Origin of the sequence: Borreliella americana (assembly GCF_032595795.2) — a bacterium.
GTDB classification, from domain to species: domain Bacteria; phylum Spirochaetota; class Spirochaetia; order Borreliales; family Borreliaceae; genus Borreliella; species Borreliella americana.
The window spans coordinates 111,123-126,371 of the sequence record NZ_CP132449.1 but is presented as its reverse complement, the minus strand read 5'-3'; the positions used below and the strand labels follow the sequence as shown (position 1 = coordinate 126,371).

Annotated in this window: 19 protein-coding genes; 18 read left to right on the top strand and 1 reads right to left on the bottom strand. The window is 28.6% G+C overall.

The window, feature by feature from the left end; all coding sequences use genetic code 11:
* Positions 1–6 precede the first annotated feature (6 nt).
* The 13 genes from QIA00_RS00640 to rseP all read left to right on the top strand — a co-directional run bounded on the left by QIA00_RS00640 (position 7) and on the right by rseP (position 10,798).
* Positions 7–771, top strand: coding sequence for a hypothetical protein (locus QIA00_RS00640; RefSeq protein WP_316256886.1), 765 nt, complete (start codon positions 7–9; stop codon positions 769–771).
* Entirely contained in the window at positions 758–1,507 is a 750-nt protein-coding gene (locus QIA00_RS00635) for a pseudouridine synthase (RefSeq protein WP_316256885.1), read from the top strand. Before QIA00_RS00640 ends, QIA00_RS00635 begins: the two co-directional genes overlap by 14 nt.
* Positions 1,491–2,156 (top strand): (d)CMP kinase, encoded by a 666-nt coding sequence (gene cmk / locus QIA00_RS00630; protein WP_316256884.1) that lies wholly within the window; start codon positions 1,491–1,493, stop codon positions 2,154–2,156. The genes QIA00_RS00635 and cmk overlap by 17 nt, the downstream gene beginning before the upstream one ends.
* A gap of 2 nt (positions 2,157–2,158) precedes the next feature.
* Entirely contained in the window at positions 2,159–3,814 is a 1,656-nt protein-coding gene (locus tag QIA00_RS00625; RefSeq protein WP_316256883.1) for a 30S ribosomal protein S1, read from the top strand.
* A complete protein-coding gene (locus tag QIA00_RS00620; RefSeq protein ID WP_316256882.1) occupies positions 3,814–4,425 on the top strand; it encodes a tetratricopeptide repeat protein in 612 nt (203 codons plus the stop codon). The genes QIA00_RS00625 and QIA00_RS00620 overlap by 1 nt, the downstream gene beginning before the upstream one ends.
* 56 nt (positions 4,426–4,481) lie before the next feature.
* On the top strand, positions 4,482–5,204 hold the full coding sequence (locus QIA00_RS00615; RefSeq protein WP_316256881.1) for a hypothetical protein: 723 nt from the start codon (positions 4,482–4,484) through the stop codon (positions 5,202–5,204).
* Between the two features lie 21 nt (positions 5,205–5,225).
* Positions 5,226–5,504 (top strand): hypothetical protein, encoded by a 279-nt coding sequence (locus tag QIA00_RS00610; RefSeq protein WP_010255456.1) that lies wholly within the window; start codon positions 5,226–5,228, stop codon positions 5,502–5,504.
* Between the two features lie 210 nt (positions 5,505–5,714).
* A complete protein-coding gene (rpsB, locus tag QIA00_RS00605) occupies positions 5,715–6,497 on the top strand; it encodes a 30S ribosomal protein S2 (protein ID WP_184107627.1) in 783 nt (260 codons plus the stop codon).
* Positions 6,498–6,500: 3 nt separating this feature from the next.
* A complete protein-coding gene (gene tsf, locus QIA00_RS00600; RefSeq protein WP_316256880.1) occupies positions 6,501–7,340 on the top strand; it encodes a translation elongation factor Ts in 840 nt (279 codons plus the stop codon).
* A gap of 34 nt (positions 7,341–7,374) precedes the next feature.
* The gene (frr, locus tag QIA00_RS00595) at positions 7,375–7,929 is read left to right on the top strand and encodes a ribosome recycling factor (RefSeq protein ID WP_316256879.1); all 555 of its coding nucleotides are present in this window, start codon (positions 7,375–7,377) and stop codon (positions 7,927–7,929) included.
* Between the two features lie 3 nt (positions 7,930–7,932).
* Positions 7,933–8,625: a polyprenyl diphosphate synthase gene (gene uppS, locus QIA00_RS00590; RefSeq protein WP_316256878.1), complete on the top strand. Its 693-nt coding sequence runs from the start codon at positions 7,933–7,935 to the stop codon at positions 8,623–8,625.
* 1 nt (position 8,626) lies between these two features.
* Positions 8,627–9,478: a phosphatidate cytidylyltransferase gene (locus QIA00_RS00585; protein ID WP_316257647.1), complete on the top strand. Its 852-nt coding sequence runs from the start codon at positions 8,627–8,629 to the stop codon at positions 9,476–9,478.
* An 18-nt stretch (positions 9,479–9,496) separates the two neighbouring features.
* Entirely contained in the window at positions 9,497–10,798 is a 1,302-nt protein-coding gene (gene rseP, locus QIA00_RS00580) for an RIP metalloprotease RseP (protein WP_316256877.1), read from the top strand.
* Here the strand turns inward: rseP and trhA are convergent.
* Positions 10,795–11,496 carry a PAQR family membrane homeostasis protein TrhA gene (gene trhA, locus QIA00_RS00575; protein ID WP_316256876.1) on the bottom strand — a complete coding sequence of 234 codons (702 nt, stop codon included), beginning with the start codon at positions 11,494–11,496 and terminating at the stop codon, positions 10,795–10,797. The two genes, rseP and trhA, sit on opposite strands and share 4 nt — an antisense overlap.
* 203 nt (positions 11,497–11,699) lie before the next feature.
* Between trhA and QIA00_RS00570 the strand changes: the two genes are divergently transcribed.
* From QIA00_RS00570 to rplI, 5 genes are all read left to right on the top strand, one after another.
* On the top strand, positions 11,700–13,394 hold the full coding sequence (locus QIA00_RS00570) for a PTS transporter subunit EIIC (protein WP_316256875.1): 1,695 nt from the start codon (positions 11,700–11,702) through the stop codon (positions 13,392–13,394).
* Between the two features lie 148 nt (positions 13,395–13,542).
* The gene (gene rpsF, locus QIA00_RS00565; protein WP_301426929.1) at positions 13,543–13,953 is read left to right on the top strand and encodes a 30S ribosomal protein S6; all 411 of its coding nucleotides are present in this window, start codon (positions 13,543–13,545) and stop codon (positions 13,951–13,953) included.
* Between the two features lie 20 nt (positions 13,954–13,973).
* Complete coding sequence (locus QIA00_RS00560) at positions 13,974–14,423, top strand: single-stranded DNA-binding protein (protein WP_301426928.1); 450 nt, start codon at positions 13,974–13,976, stop codon at positions 14,421–14,423.
* A gap of 13 nt (positions 14,424–14,436) precedes the next feature.
* Entirely contained in the window at positions 14,437–14,727 is a 291-nt protein-coding gene (gene rpsR, locus QIA00_RS00555; protein ID WP_014023370.1) for a 30S ribosomal protein S18, read from the top strand.
* 17 nt (positions 14,728–14,744) lie between these two features.
* On the top strand, positions 14,745–15,245 hold the full coding sequence (gene rplI / locus QIA00_RS00550) for a 50S ribosomal protein L9 (RefSeq protein ID WP_316256874.1): 501 nt from the start codon (positions 14,745–14,747) through the stop codon (positions 15,243–15,245).
* The last annotated feature ends 4 nt before the right edge of the window (positions 15,246–15,249 follow it).

The window sequence follows — 15,249 nt, the reverse complement described above, 5'->3', positions numbered from 1 at the left end:
ATTTAAATGTCTGAGTTGGATAGTTATTCTATCAGCCTTGATAATTTTACAGGTGGAATAGAGCTTTTTTTTGAATATGTTAATATGAATAGACATGTTCTGAGGACTTTGAGTTTAAATCAAATAATTGAAGAATTTATATCTGTTTCAGGTGACCTTGGTATAAGCATTCAGGGATTGATTGATTTTTTTTATCTTGCTAATAATTTGTTTTATTGGAAAACTCAAATTTTATTTCCACTTAAGCTTGAATACAAAAATAAAGCTGAGCGCAAAGTTCTGGAAAGATTAATATGTTCTAGCAAGAATAGAGAAACTGAAAAATTACAATTAAATCAAGCAAAAAATTTTAAATTCTATGACTCAAAAATGATTGAAGAGTTTATTTTTAGCAATAGTGATAATTTTGTTAAAAATATTAATGCTATTGCTAATAATAATAAAAAGAGAAATTTAAAGAGAAAGTCTGGCGCATTTAAGAAGAAAGTTATTAATAAAAATTTTTTGTGTGATAAAAAATTTAAAGCTGTTTACAATAAATATGAATTGAAAATTTTTGAGAAAAAGATGAAAATTATTTCTATTTTAAATAAAGAGAGTAGCATAATTTTTGATTCTCTTTTGGATTTTAATGCCGATAATTATTCTTTTGAGAGATTTTCTTATTTTTTAGTATCTCTTGAGTGCCAAATGCTTAATATTGTAAATTTAGGATATTTGAATAACAAATTAGTATTGTATCGAGGTTGTAAAATTAATGATTACACTTAAAACCCCCAGAGTTCACGTTTTTTTAGCTGAAAAGGGAGTAGGGTCAAGAAGATTTTGCGAGGAGCTGATAAGAAAGAAACTTGTAAGAGTTAATAACACTATTGCTAAGCTTGGGGATAAAGTAGCTTTAGGAGATAGAATAATTTATAAAAAACAGATTTTTGTTTTTAAAGATTTTCAAAGTAATAATAGAGTTTATCTAGCTCTTAATAAGCCTAGAAATTATTTATGTTCCAATTTTGATGTTAATGGAAGAAAATTGGCAATATCTTTAGTTCAGCCTTTATTTAAAGAGCGTGTGTTTTCAATTGGTAGGCTTGATTTTAAAAGCTCTGGACTTTTATTATTCACCAATGATGGTAAATTTGCAAACGATATTATTCATCCAAGGCAAAAAATTGAAAGAGAATATATTATTGAATCAAAAAAAAATATTGATGAAAATTTGCTTATTTCTTTTAAATCGGGTATAAAGGTAAAAAAAGAATTTTTTAAATTAAAATCTTATGAAATTTTAAATAAAAATTCTGCTAGATTGATTTTAGATGAAGGAAAAAATAGAGAAATAAGAAAAGTGTTTTTAAGTAAAAATATTTTTTTAAAAAAAATTCATAGAATTAGAATTGGCAATATTAGTTTGGATAGTTTAAAGGAAGGCCAAGTAAAAATTATTCCTTTGTCTAAGATAAATAGTTTAAAATCCAGGCTGGAGAAATTAAATGATCATAGCAATTGATGGGCCTTCAGCATCAGGGAAAAGCTCAATTGCAAGAGAGCTTGGTGTAAAACTGAATTATAAATTTATAAGTTCTGGATATCTTTATAGAATAATAACTTTAATTGCTCACAGATCTCTTATGAATAGCAGCGATTTTATTAGTGAGGATAGTCTTTTAAATTTGATTTTTGAGAATGATATAAGTTTTAATAATTCCACCTTTTTGCTTAATGGAGAGAATGTTGAAAATCAAATTTTAAATGATAAAATTGATTTTCAAGTTTCTTTTTATTCTTCTTATGTTGGAATAAGAAACATTGTGAATAAAAAGTTAAGAGAGGTTGTTAAATTTAGCGACGATAATTATATAATAGAAGGTAGAGATATTACTACTGTAGTTTTTCCAGAATCTGAATTTAAAATATATCTTGATGCTTCTGTTAAAGTTCGAGCTTTGAGGCGATATAAACAAAGAAATGGGAATGAAACTTTAGAAGAATTAGAGCGTACTCTTAAAAGAAGAGATGATTTTGACAAGAAAAAACAATATGGTAAGTTAAAATTATCAAAAGGGGTTTTTTACCTTGATACAAGCTACAAAGGATTAGACGATGTATGTAATATTATAATAGAAAAGTTTAATTTGAAAAAAGTAAGAGAGAGGTGAGAATGGAAAATCAAAAAGATTTACAAGAAAATTATTTGAAAGTACTTGAAAGAGTAGAACTTGGAAGTCGTGTTTCTGGGACGGTTGTTAACATTATGAAGGATTATGTTCTAGTAGATATTGGTTATAAATCGGAAGGCTTTATTAAGATTGAAGAATTTGAAAACGTCCCCAAAGTTGGTGATAAACTTGAAGCAATCGTTGTAAGAATAGGTGGAGAATTAGGTCTTATTTTAAGTGTTGAAAAGCTTAATTCTTTAAATTTTCAAGATAAAGTATATGAATATATTCAAAATAAAAAAATAATTAAAGGCAAAGTGTTGGTTGAGCTTCCAAATGGTTATAAGATTCAAATTAATGAAAATGTTTCTGGCTTTATGCCTTTTTATTTAAGCTCTAAATCTAAGGATGAGAAATTAAGAAGAGGGTCTGTTGTTGAATTTTATATCCTTGAAGCAAGCGAAGCAGACGGTTTAAGACTTATTCTTGATAGGCGCACCTTAGAAAAAGAAAGAGATCTTGCCAAGAGAATAGAGTTAGTAAGTTCTTATAATGAAGAAGATGTAGTTGATGGTGTGGTTGAGCGTATTACAGAATATGGTGCGATTGTAAAAATTAAAAATTTTGTTACAGGAATTTTGCATAAAAGAAATATTGCCTTTAATCAAGTTGAAAATGTTGAAGATTTTGTTAGAGTTGGTGATAAGCTAAAGTTGAAAATTATTAAGATAAATCCACAAACAGGCAAAATGGAATTGTCTCTTAAGGCATTAAAAGCAAATCCTTGGGATTCTGTATATGACAAATATAAAATTGATAGCATTGTAAAAGGGAAAGTTGTAAAAATTTTACCCTTTGGAGCTGTTATTGAGCTTGACAGCGAATTGTCGGGATTTTTACATATAAGTAATTTTTCTTGGATAAGAGTAGTAAAAAGTCCCCAAGAATTAATAAAACTTGGCCAGATTGTAGAAGTTAAGATTTTAGAGATAGATAAAGAAAATCAAAAAATATCCCTAGGTATTAAACAGATCAATGAGAATCCTTGGGAGAGATTAGCTGAGAAATATCCCATTGGAAGGGTTGTTCAAGGAGTTGTTACCAATATTACAAAAACAGGCGCTTTTGTAAATATTGAAGAGGGTATAGATGCTTATGTTAGTAAGTTTGATATTTCTTGGCTTGAAGAGATTGATCCTGAAGAATATTTTAAGATAGGTGATTTAGTGAATGGGAAAGTGCTTGAAGTTGACAAGCGAAAGAGGAATGTTAGATTAGGAATTAAGCAGTTAGAAGAGAGTCCCTGGGAAGATTTTTCTAAAAGTTATAAAAAAGGCGATGCTATTGAGGTTGAGATTGTGGAGAAAAAATCAAAAGGCTTTCAAGTAAGAGTTTATAATAAAATAATGGGATTTATTAGTAAAATTCAACTGGGGGATACAAAAGAATCTAGTTTAGAAACTTTCGAAAAATTAAATGTTGGAGATAAGCTTAAAGTAGTAATAACAAGTATTGATTCTAAAGACAAATCAGTATTACTCTCTTATAGGGAGTATGAAAATCAAAGATCAAGAGAAGAAATTTCTTCTTATTTATTTAAGGGCAATGATGAGGAATCTTATAAACCATTTGAAAATTTGCTAAAGAGGGATGAATAATGGCTAGGAATAATCTTTTAGTTTTCTTTATTGCTATTATTTTTGTGTTTGTATCTATTATTGTTGTTTTTTATAATTCTTTAGGCAAGAGTTATGTAAAGAGTGGTGGAGAAATAGTAGAAAATCTTGAAAAAGATTTAAATGATTATTTAAAAGAAAATGATGCTAAAGAGAGAGAAAAAATATTTCTTAGGATAAAGGAACTTATTTCAAAGGAAAAAGAAATTTCATCTTATTTTATTTCAAGGTTCTATTTGGCCAGGGCTGTTTATTTTCAAAGTCAAGCACAGTATGATGATGCTATTAAAGATTTAGATATTGTTATTAAGGCAAAAGGTATTGAAAGTGAAATTGCTTTTCTTAATAAAGCTGCAGTTTATGAAAAAATGGGATTAAAAGAGGATGCTTTGTTAGTTTATGAAGATCTTATCAATAGTACTAATTTAGATTTTTTAAAGGCAAGAGCTCTTTTGAGTAAGGCAATATTGATTGAGGAAAAAGATAAGAATCTTGCTGTTAGAGTATATGAAGAGATTGTTAAGTTTCCGTATGAAAATAATTTATATATAAATATAGCAAATAATAAAATTTTAGAACTTAAGCAAAATTAATTTGTATTTTTTGGGGAGGCTTTATAAATTTTTTTATCTTATATTTTGTATTTTGTATGGGATTTTTTGGATGTGGTCTTGACAATATTTTAATACTTCCTTCGCCAGAAAGGGTTGATAATCGAATTTCAAGAGATTATGTAGCTTTTTTTTTACCAGCAAGTTATTTTTCTAGTCAAGAAGCTGGTAAATTAAGAGGTTTTGATATATATTACAAGTTTTATCCGGAAGGTGCCAATTATCATATAAGTAGTTTCCAAAAAAGCGTAGAAAAAGATTTTGAAGCCTTAAAAGGTGTTTTTGACAATGTTAGCGAATTTAATAATAGAGGGTTTTATAAAATAAATTTAAGTTCTACTGTTTATTCAGGTAAGCCTGTTTTTAAATTAAATAAAGAGTGGGTAGATAGCAAATTGTCTTTATATTTTGAAATAAATTTTGGGGAATTAAGAAAAGATGTTCCTGGTGAGGCGTTCATTATTGTGAAAAATGGAAATACTTCTTCATCTGTTATTCTTGAGAAGAAAACTATATATAGGTCCCATATTGACAAAGGAGAATATATAGGTTTTTCAAAATCTATTAAAAAGTCCAATCTTTTAGATAAAGAGAAAAGGCCAATTGATCTAAAACACATCAATGAGGATTTTTTTACAAAAGATATTGCCCCTAAGTATAATTTGGCAATTTTTGTTATGGGTGTCGGTAGCATTGTTGATGATGCTTATAGTGTTCTTATTAATCTTGGGGATTTGTCGGGATTTAGTTTATCTAATTAGTTCTTTTTAAGGGGGGGGATTATGATAGTATTTTTTTCTCATTTGATTTTAACAAACATTGTTATTTCTTTTTTGGTAAGCTTTTTTGTTATGTTTTTAAACATATTAAATTTTAAATTTTTAGTAGTTTATTTAATAAGTTTTTTGGGTGGAATTTTATTTTTGTTTTTTATCCCCTTTTTCTATTCTGATTATTATGAAAGGCAAATAGATTTTGTTATTTATTTATTTCCTATTTTGGGGTCAGTTATTTTAATAGGTTTGATTAAATTCTCTGAAAGAAATAAGAACGATCTATAAAAGAATGATTTTTAAAAGAGTTGGATATTAATTTAGCTTTTAATATTTTTTTATTAATATAATTTGTTGATAATTTTATTAAAGAGAATTACGTTTATTTTTGATGAGGTGGACTAATTGGATTGTTTTATTATATTCTTATGAAAGAGGGGATAATTTCCGCCGTGTGTTTTCATGGTGAGTAAAAGAGAAGGACAATAGGAGGTTGATTTGGCAATTGTTACGATGAAGAGCCTGTTAGAGGCCGGAGTTCATTTTGGCCATCAAGTAAAAAGGCTTGATCCTAGAATGAAAAGATTTATTTTTTCTGAGAGAAATGAAATACATATTTTAGATCTTCAAAAAACTTTGCAGGGCATTAAAGATTCTTATGAGCTTGTTCAAAGTGTAATAAAAGATGGCAAAAAGGTGCTTTTTGTTGGAACCAAAAAGCAAGCTAGTGAGATAATAGAACAAGAAGCAAGAAGAAGTGATATGCCATATGTAAATAATAGATGGCTTGGGGGCATGCTTTCTAATTTTAATACGATTAGAAAATCTGTTCAAAAATTAAAAAAGCTAGAAAAGATGGAAGTTGATGGAACTTTTGACATGATAAGTAAAAAAGAGATTTCACAACTTAATCGTGAAAAATCAAAATTAGCTAAAAATTTAACAGGCATCAAGGACATGGAAACACTTCCTGGTGCTATTTTTATCATTGATCCTAAGAGAGAGCAAATAGCTATTAATGAGGCTAGAAAATTAAAAATCCCCATTATTTCTGTGGTTGATACGAATTGTAATCCAGATGTTATTGATTGTCCAATTCCTGGTAATGATGATGCGATTCGCTCTGTTGCTTTGTTTACTAAAATAATATCTGATGCTATTTTAGAAAGTGATAAAGAGGTTGGTATTCAAATAATTGAAAATTTGAATGAAGAAGATTTGATGAAAGAAATTGAAATTAAAAACGATAAAAGTGATTCTATTGAAGAAAGGGGGGAGTAATTTATGAGCATTATTAGTCCTCAGGATGTAAAAAAACTTCGAGAAGAAACCAATGCTGGTTTTGGAGATTGTAAAAAAGCTTTGTCTGCTGCTGGTGGAGACTTTGAATTAGCTAAAAAAAAACTTAGAGAAATGGGAATCGCATCTGCTGAGAAAAGACTTGACAGAGATGCAAAAGAAGGTAGAGTATTCTCATATTCAAACAATATTCATGCTGGTCTTTTGCTTGTTTCTTGTGAAACAGACTTTGTTGCTTTAAATCACAATTTTGTTAATTTTGGCGATTTTTTGATTAAGGAATTGGTAGAAAGTGGAAGAGATTCTTTAACCACTTCTCAAGAGCTGGAGCTTAAAAATTTAGCAGCCACAATAAAAGAAAATATTCAGGTTAAAAAAATTTTTATTACTGAAATTCAATCTAATGAGTTTGTAAAGATTTATTTGCATGGTGAACAATCCAAGATAGGGGTTTTAGTTAAATTAAAAGTAAATGATTTTTCTAAAACTGAAGATAAAATTTTTCAAAATTTTGCTATGGATTTAGCTTTGCACGTGGCTGCGTTTGCTCCTGTTTATTTGAGAAATGATGATGTTTGTCCAAATTATATTAAAGAGCAAGAAGAAATATTTACCAAACAATTAGAATCTAGTGGTAAGCCGGAAAGCATAATCAAGGGTATAGTTGCGGGAAAAATCAAAAAACATCTTGCTGAGATTTCTCTTCTTGAGCAAAGTTTTGTAAAGAATGATAAAATTACTGTAAAGGAAATGCTTGAAGAAATTTCAAAAGCAATTTCAAGCAAGGTAGAAATGGTTGAGTTTAAATATTTAAGAATAGGATAGATAATGTGCTTTTTATCAGCAAGGAGGAGTTTATATGGAAGATTATAAGGCTTTTCTAGATGAAAAGATGAGCAAGGTTCTTTTATCACTTGATAATGAATATAAAGCGTTAAGAACAGGTAGAATTAGTAGTAATATTTTTGATAGAATTTGTATTCAATACCATGACCGAAGAACACCTATAACTCAAGTGTCAAGTATTAGAATTCCTGAAGCAAGGCTTGTTGTTATTCAGCCCTGGGATAAAAGCATCTTAAATAAGATAGAGCAAGCCATACTTAATTCTGATCTTTCTATGAATCCTTCAAATGATGGTTCAGTTATTAGAATTAAGGTTCCAAATTTAACTAGTGAAAGGCGGCAAGAGATTGTAAAGCATGCTAAAAAAATAGCAGAAGAGCATAAAATTTCAACTAGAAATATACGACAGGATTTAAACAATAAGGTTAAAAAGCAAGAAAAAGAATCGGAAATTACAGAGGACAGTTTAAAAAGAATTTTAGATGATATTCAGAAATCTACAGATATTTATATTAAAAAGATAGATTCAATTTTAGAATCTAAAATTCAAGAAATAATGGAAGCTTAATCCATGAATAAAGGTTCTCTTCCAGGTCATGTTGGAATTATTATGGATGGCAATAGAAGGTGGGCTTTAGGCAGGGGATTGTCTTCTTTAGAAGGTTATAAAGAGGGCCTTAAAAGAGCAAAAGAAATAGTGAAGTATTCTTTAAGGATAGGTATTAAATATTTATCCTTTTATGTATTTTCTACTGAGAATTGGAAAAGGGATGATTGTGAGATAGAAAATTTAATGTTTTTAATTGCTAAATATTTAAGAGCTGAATTTGATTTTTATAAAAAAAATGGAATAAAAATAATAGTTTCAGGAGATGTTGAGTCTTTAAGCAAGGAAGTAAAAAGTTCTATAAAAGATTCTATTAGCTTTTCTGAAAATTTCAATGACCTTATTTTAAATTTGGCAATCAATTATGGGGGTCGTAATGAAATACTTAGAGCCATTAAAAAATTTGTTTCAAGTGATTTTGATTTAGAGTCTTTGAATGAGAATACTTTTTTCAGTTTTTTAGACAATCCAGAACTACCCGATATTGATCTTTTAATACGTACAGGCGGAAATATTAGAATAAGTAATTTTTTCTTATGGAGGATTGCTTATTCTGAATTAATTTTTTCAAATGTTTTGTGGCCCGAATATTACGACAATAAGTATAGTAAAGATTTGGAATGTTTCCAATTTAGAAGAAGAAATTTTGGGAGATGATTTGTTGAGTAAGGTTAAGAGATTTGCTTTTTTTGCAAGGTTGGGAACATTTCTATTTTTTGTTCCTTTGATTTTATTTTTAATATTTTTAGATTTTAAAAATTATTTATTTCTTAATATTTTAATTTTTATATTTAGTGGCTTTGCGGCAAAAGAAGTTAATGATTTATTAAAATTAAAATTCAAATCCTCAGGACTTTCGAGCATATTATCTTTTTTTTTAGGGTTTGTTCCTCCAATTTTAACATATATTCATTTTAATGTTTTTTATTTAGGCATGAATGTAATATATTATTTGGTTATAGCGTTAGTTTTTAGCAATTGGATTGTTGATTTGGTGTTTATTAAAGAACATGAAATTGGAAACTTTTTGTCTCAAGCAACGTCAATACTTTTTATACTTATATATCCTGGGGCATTAATGTCTTTTACGGTTTCTATTACAACTTTACCTAAGGCACCATTTTTAATGTTAATACTTTTTGCTATGGTAAGTGGAAACGATACTTTTGCATATCTTTTTGGTTATTTTTTAGGGAAAAACAGTTATCGTCCTACTATTATTAGCCCAAATAAAACATTAATGGGATTTTTTGGGGGCATTTTGTTTTCTGTATTTACTGCTATATTTGCAGTATTTTTTAGATTAATAAATTTAAGCTATGGAGAATCTATTGTTTTAGGCATTTTGATTGGAGTTTTTACCATTATTGGCGACTTGTTTGAATCTGGATTAAAGCGAAGTGCTGGAGTAAAAGATTCTGGGAAAATTGTTCCTGGTAGAGGTGGAGCTCTTGATTCGATTGACTCTTTTCTTTTAACAGGTCCTATATTTTATTTATACCTATCTTAGTGATTTTTGGAGGAAATTATGTATATTCTTTTTAGTGTGCTGGCTCTTAGTTTTATAATATTTATTCATGAGCTTGGGCACTTTTTATTTGCTAAGCTTTTTAAAGTTAAGGTTGAAGTTTTTTCTGTGGGTATAGGCCCTAGCATATTAAAGTTTAAAATTAATAATACTGAGTATAGGCTTTCTCCAATCCTTTTAGGAGGATATTGTAAGCTTAAAGGATTTGATCACTTAGAAAAAGAACTTAAGGCAAATAAAGAATTAGAAGCGGATAAAGATTCTTTGTTTGGAATTTCACATTTTAAAAAAATTCTAATATATTTTGCAGGTCCTTTGTTTAATTTGATTTTTTCATTTATTGTTTTCATTTTTATAAGTATGGCAGGTGTTATATATTTTGATTATTCTTCAAGGGTTAGTATTTTAAATAAAGATTCTTTTTTAAAAGATAAATTTAGAGACGGTGATGTTATATTAAAGATTAATAATAAAAAAATTGAATATTTTTCTGATTTAAGAAAAGTTATTCCTGAGGAAAAATCCACAGTTACATTTGATGTTTTAAGGGAAAAAGAAAATATTACTTTTAAAGAGACTGTTAGTTTGCAAGATTTTTTAAAAGAAATTGGCCCTTGGGTTGATCTTGTGGTAGCAGATGTGATTTTGAATTCGCCTGCTAAGATTGCAGGAATGAAACCGGGTGATGAAATAATTAGCATTGATAATATTCTTTTGAAAAACAAAAGAGATTTAGATGATTTTCTTAAGAATTTAAATTCGGATATTGTAGAGATTAAGTTTTCTAGAAATGGTGAGATTTTTTCTTCAAAATTAATATTTCATGATAAAAATAAAATGATTGGTATATATTTTTCACCGTCTTTAGAAAGGATAGTTAAAGTAGAAAATGTTTTAAGTGCCATTAAAAATTCTTTTTTTCAGGTTGTAAACGCTTTGAAAGACATTTTGTATTCTATTTTTTTATTAATAACAAATTTTTTAAATACTTCTAAGAATGTATCAGGCCCTGTTGGAATTGTAGGCATTCTCTCTTCATCTTATTCTTTAGGGGTATTATATTGGATTAATAGCATTTCTTTCTTGAGCTTAATTCTTGCTGGTATGAATCTATTTTTTATTGTAATACCTATTTTTGATGGGGGACAAATTTTTATCAGTTTGATTGAACTTTTGCGTGGCAAAAGATTTAAGGCCAAAACCATTTATTCTTTTTATAGCTTTGGTGTTTTTTTGGGGCTGTTTCTTTTTGGTCTGGGCCTTTTTAACGATTTGAGAGGTTTTTTGAATTTATTTAATTAAAAATTAGAAATGTATTTTAGCATAAACCAAAAGTGAGATGCTGATGCGATTATTATCAATACATGAAATACATCATGCATTTTCATATTAATTGTTGGATTGAATTTTTTACTTAATGCGTATACTATTGCGCCTATTGTATAGACGATTCCACCAAAAACTAACCAAAAAAATCCTTGTCCGTTGAGGGCCTTATAAATGGGCTTAATTTTAAAAATGATAATCCACCCCATGATTATAAATATGGATCCATTAAACCATCCAGGGCTATTTGTAAATATTACTTTAAAAATTATTCCAATTATAGCTAAGCTCCACACTATGCATAATATTATTAGTCCTGATTTGTTTGGTACAAGGATTGCACATGCAGGAGTATACGTTCCTGCTATTAGAATAAATATTGAAATATGATCAAATTTTCTAAATATTTTTTTTATTTTACTTCCTTTTGGAAATATGTGGTAAAGAGTACTCATTACATATAATAGGGTCATTGAAAACCCGTAAATAAAGAATACAAGCACATGTAAATCTTTTTTCTTAAGAGTAGATATTGTAACAAGAATTGTTGTTCCGATGATAGACAAAATAATTCCAAAAAGATGCGATATTGAACTAAAAAGTTCATTTTTTGGTATTTTGCTTGTATTAACATCGATTAACGAGTAATTTTTAAGTTTGTTTTCTCTAAGCATAACTTTGCCTCCGTTTTATCATTTATTTATAAAAAATATATAATACATTACTTTAATTGTAAGTTTTTCTCAAGATCAAATTAAATCTTACTTGATTTATCTAATCTTATTATTTGGCTTGTTTAGTAAAGTAAGGTTTTTTTTTACAAAAAAAGCTTTATAATAAATAGTGTTTGCTGAAATTAGTATTGGAGAGGCTTAGCGTGATTAATTTTATTAAAATAATTAACTTTTCAAGTTTGCAAAAAGTTTCTAAAGCACTACGAGTGCCTATTTCTATTTTACCAGTTGCATGTTTATTGATTGGTATTGGATCTGCATTTTCAAATTCTTCTAGTATTGTTTATGTTGATAAAATTTTTATTCAAAATGTTTTGGGTTTAATGAAAGCCATAGGCAATGCTATTCTTCTCAATATGCCCTTAATTTTTTCTATTGGAATTTCTATTGGAGTTGCAAGAATGGGGCAGGGAACAGCTGCTTTAGGGGGCCTTATTGGTTATTTAACATTTAATATTACTGGAAATTATTTTATTGAGACTTTCTCGGGGCTTGTTGAAGCAGAGTCAATGTCTTCTGTGGGGCGTATAAATTTTCTTGGCGTTCAAACTTTAAATACAGGAATTGCAGGTTCTTTAGCTGTAGGCCTTGTAGTTGGCTATTTGCATAACAAATTTTATAATATGAAGCTGCCCAAGCCTTTTATTTTTTTTTCAGAGTCCCATTTTGTGCCTATAGTAATAATTTTGCCTTTTTGTGTTGTTTTGGCGATATTTTTTTGTTTGATTTGGTCAAGTTTTGACAAGTTAATTGCATCTTTAGGTGTGTTTGTTTTTAAGTTTGAATATTTTGGCAGTTTTCTTTATGGATTTTTAAATAGGCTTTTATTGCCTTTGGGGTTGCATTCTATTTTATCTTTTCCTTTTGATTTTACTTCTTTGGGAGGAGTAGAGATAATTAATGGCAATGCTGTTAGAGGTCTTAAGAATATATTTTATGCTCAGCTATTAGATCCATCACTTGGTAAATTTTCATCAGGTTTTGCCAAGATTAGCAGTGGATTTTATCTTTCTATTATGTTTGGACTTCCCGGAGCAGCGTTGGGGGTTTACAAGGGTATTGTTCATGAAGATAAAAATAAGGTTGCAGCGCTTCTTTTATCTGGGGCCTTGACAGCTTTTTTAACAGGAATAACTGAACCTTTAGAATTTTTATTTATTTTTACCGCGCCCTTGCTTTATTTTGTTCATGCCACTTATTCGGGATTTGCATTGTTGCTTGCTAATTTTTTTGATGTTACTATTGGCAATACCTTTTCTAATGGATTTTTAGATTTTTTTATGTTTGGAATTCTTCAGGGAAATTCTAAGACAAATTGGATTAGTGTAGTGCCTTTGGGGGTAATATTTTTTGTTCTTTATTATTTTACTTTTAGTTGGCTTTATAGATATTTTGATTTTCAAATATTTGTTACAGACGATCCATTTTTTGAAGGCCAAGAAGGCAAGCTAGAGAGTCTCGGAATTGCTCATCTTTTAATTCAAGGTCTTGGTGGATTTGATAATATTACAAAGCTTGATGTTTGTTCTACAAGATTGCATGTAGATGTTGTTAATACTGAGCTTGTTGATAATGATTTGCTTAAAGAGGCTGGAGTTCTTAAAATAGGACTTGTTAATGGCAGGGTTCAACTTTTTTATGGATCTAATGTTTTTTATATTAAAAAGGCTATTGATAACTATTCTCCAAAGAGTCTTTTTGAAGCTAGTGTTATGGTTGCAGTTGATAATGTAAAAAAAGGCTTTAAGACTTATATTGAAATGAAAGAAGACAAAAAACTTGAAAAGCAAGGCAAGTTAGGGAAAACCTATAAGCTTAGCGAATTAGAAGAAGATTAAGGTTTAACATTATAGCATTATTTTTTAGTTACATTTTTTATGTTATAAAAAGTTTTTGTTGTTGAAAAAAATTAGTCTCTTTTATATACTAACTAAGTAGCCTTTGTTGCATACTTTGCAATGCGATAGACCATAAGGAGTTTTAGTAATGATTAAAAGATATGAGGCATGTTTTTTGTTTAAAAGTGAAGAAATTGAATATAAAGGTTCTTTAGAAGAAGTTAAAAAATCTTTAGAATTTTTTGGTGCAACTGAAATTGTTAGCAATTTTATTGGGGAGAGAGCCTTAGAATATCCTATCAAAAAGCAGGCCAGAGGTCGTTATGAAATAATAGAGTTTAGTATGGAAGGTAATAATTTAAAAGAACTTGAATCAAGGCTTAAGTTAATTAAAAACTTGCTTAGGTATATGATTTTGGTTAAAATAGTTAGAAAGATCAATACTAAAAAAATCAAAAGAAGAAATTTTAGAGAATTTAGAGATAATATTGACAAAGACAGTCTTAAAGGTGCCTCTAAAGTTGAAACACCAACAGGTTCTGAAAGCACAGATATTTAGGAAAAATAAGAGGGTTTTGAATGGCTGATATTAATTCATTAGTATTGTCTGGTAGGCTTACAAGAGATTCTGAGCTTTCTTATACAGAAAGTGGCATGGCTGTTCTTAGGTTTTCTATAGCTAATAATAGAAGAATGAAGAAAAACGATGAATGGATTGATTATCCACAATATTTTGATTGTGTTATTTTTTCAAAAAGAGCTGAAAGTCTCAGCGATTATTTGAAAAAAGGCAAACAAGTTGTGGTAAGTGGGTCTCTTAAATATGAAAGCTGGCAAGATAGGAATACGGGTGATAAGAGGAGTAAGGTCAATATATTTGTAGATAATTTGCAAATGTTTAGTTCAGGTTCTAATACTATTCAAATGCAAGATTCAGATATCAATAGTTTGACAAATCATAAAAAAGAAGATGTAGTTAAGGATATTGATATTATTGATGATAAGTTTAGTGAAGATATACCTTTTTAATGGAGTTTAAGTTATGTATAAAGATAGAGATGCAAATCAAAGGGATTCAAGATTTGAAAATCAGCAGGATGGCTTTAAGAAAAATTCAAATTTCAGATTTTTTAAGAGAAAGTCATGTAAATTTTGTGATTCTGGCAAACATCCTGATTATAAGGATTTTGATTTTCTTAAAAAGTTTATTACCGAGCAAGGTAAAATTTTACCCAAAAGAATTACTGGAACTTCTGCTAAGCACCAAAGACGCTTGGCATTAGAAATTAAACGGGCAAGATATATGGCTTTGTTGCCTTTTGTAAAAAAATAATTATTTGGGGGGTAATTATGAGAGTGATTTTAAAGGAAGATTTTATTAATCTTGGAAAAGAAGGAGATACTGTAGAGGTAAGAGATGGATTTGCAAGAAACTATTTACTACCAAAAGGTTTTGCAGTTTTTTCAAATAAACATAATATTGAGATTTTTAATCAAAAAAGAAGATCAATATTAAAAAAGCAAGAAACAAAAAAACAAATGGCTAACGATCTGAAATCTAGGCTTGATCTTGTTAAATTAGAATTTTTTATGAAATCTAATGATTCTGGCAAATTGTTTCATAGTGTTAACAGTTTGAATATTGCTGATGAACTTTTAAAACTTGGTTTTGATATAGAGAGAAAAAAAATAGATATACATCATGGAACCTTAAAGACTTTTGGAACTTATGATGTGACAATTAAGCTTTATGAAGGTATTAGCTCTATTATTAAAGTAGAGATAAAAAAAGAAAAAAAACAAGAGGATAAAAAGTCTTTAAGTAAAAAGTTGAATAAAGAAGATGAGTAAGCTG

Bases quoted from the DNA above. Each gene is read 5' to 3' on its own strand.
- rseP (WP_316256877.1), top strand. From the start codon at position 9,497: ATGTATATTCTTTTTAGTGTGCTGGCTCTTAGTTTTATAATATTTATT.
- QIA00_RS00620 (WP_316256882.1), top strand. From the start codon at position 3,814: ATGGCTAGGAATAATCTTTTAGTTTTCTTTATTGCTATTATTTTTGTG.
- trhA (WP_316256876.1), bottom strand. From the start codon at position 11,496: ATGCTTAGAGAAAACAAACTTAAAAATTACTCGTTAATCGATGTTAAT.
- QIA00_RS00640 (WP_316256886.1), top strand. From the start codon at position 7: ATGTCTGAGTTGGATAGTTATTCTATCAGCCTTGATAATTTTACAGGT.
- uppS (WP_316256878.1), top strand. From the start codon at position 7,933: ATGAATAAAGGTTCTCTTCCAGGTCATGTTGGAATTATTATGGATGGC.
- QIA00_RS00610 (WP_010255456.1), top strand. From the start codon at position 5,226: ATGATAGTATTTTTTTCTCATTTGATTTTAACAAACATTGTTATTTCT.
- QIA00_RS00635 (WP_316256885.1), top strand. From the start codon at position 758: ATGATTACACTTAAAACCCCCAGAGTTCACGTTTTTTTAGCTGAAAAG.
- rpsF (WP_301426929.1), top strand. From the start codon at position 13,543: ATGATTAAAAGATATGAGGCATGTTTTTTGTTTAAAAGTGAAGAAATT.
- QIA00_RS00625 (WP_316256883.1), top strand. From the start codon at position 2,159: ATGGAAAATCAAAAAGATTTACAAGAAAATTATTTGAAAGTACTTGAA.
- rpsR (WP_014023370.1), top strand. From the start codon at position 14,437: ATGTATAAAGATAGAGATGCAAATCAAAGGGATTCAAGATTTGAAAAT.
- QIA00_RS00615 (WP_316256881.1), top strand. From the start codon at position 4,482: ATGGGATTTTTTGGATGTGGTCTTGACAATATTTTAATACTTCCTTCG.
- rplI (WP_316256874.1), top strand. From the start codon at position 14,745: ATGAGAGTGATTTTAAAGGAAGATTTTATTAATCTTGGAAAAGAAGGA.
- tsf (WP_316256880.1), top strand. From the start codon at position 6,501: ATGAGCATTATTAGTCCTCAGGATGTAAAAAAACTTCGAGAAGAAACC.
- frr (WP_316256879.1), top strand. From the start codon at position 7,375: ATGGAAGATTATAAGGCTTTTCTAGATGAAAAGATGAGCAAGGTTCTT.
- QIA00_RS00560 (WP_301426928.1), top strand. From the start codon at position 13,974: ATGGCTGATATTAATTCATTAGTATTGTCTGGTAGGCTTACAAGAGAT.
- cmk (WP_316256884.1), top strand. From the start codon at position 1,491: ATGATCATAGCAATTGATGGGCCTTCAGCATCAGGGAAAAGCTCAATT.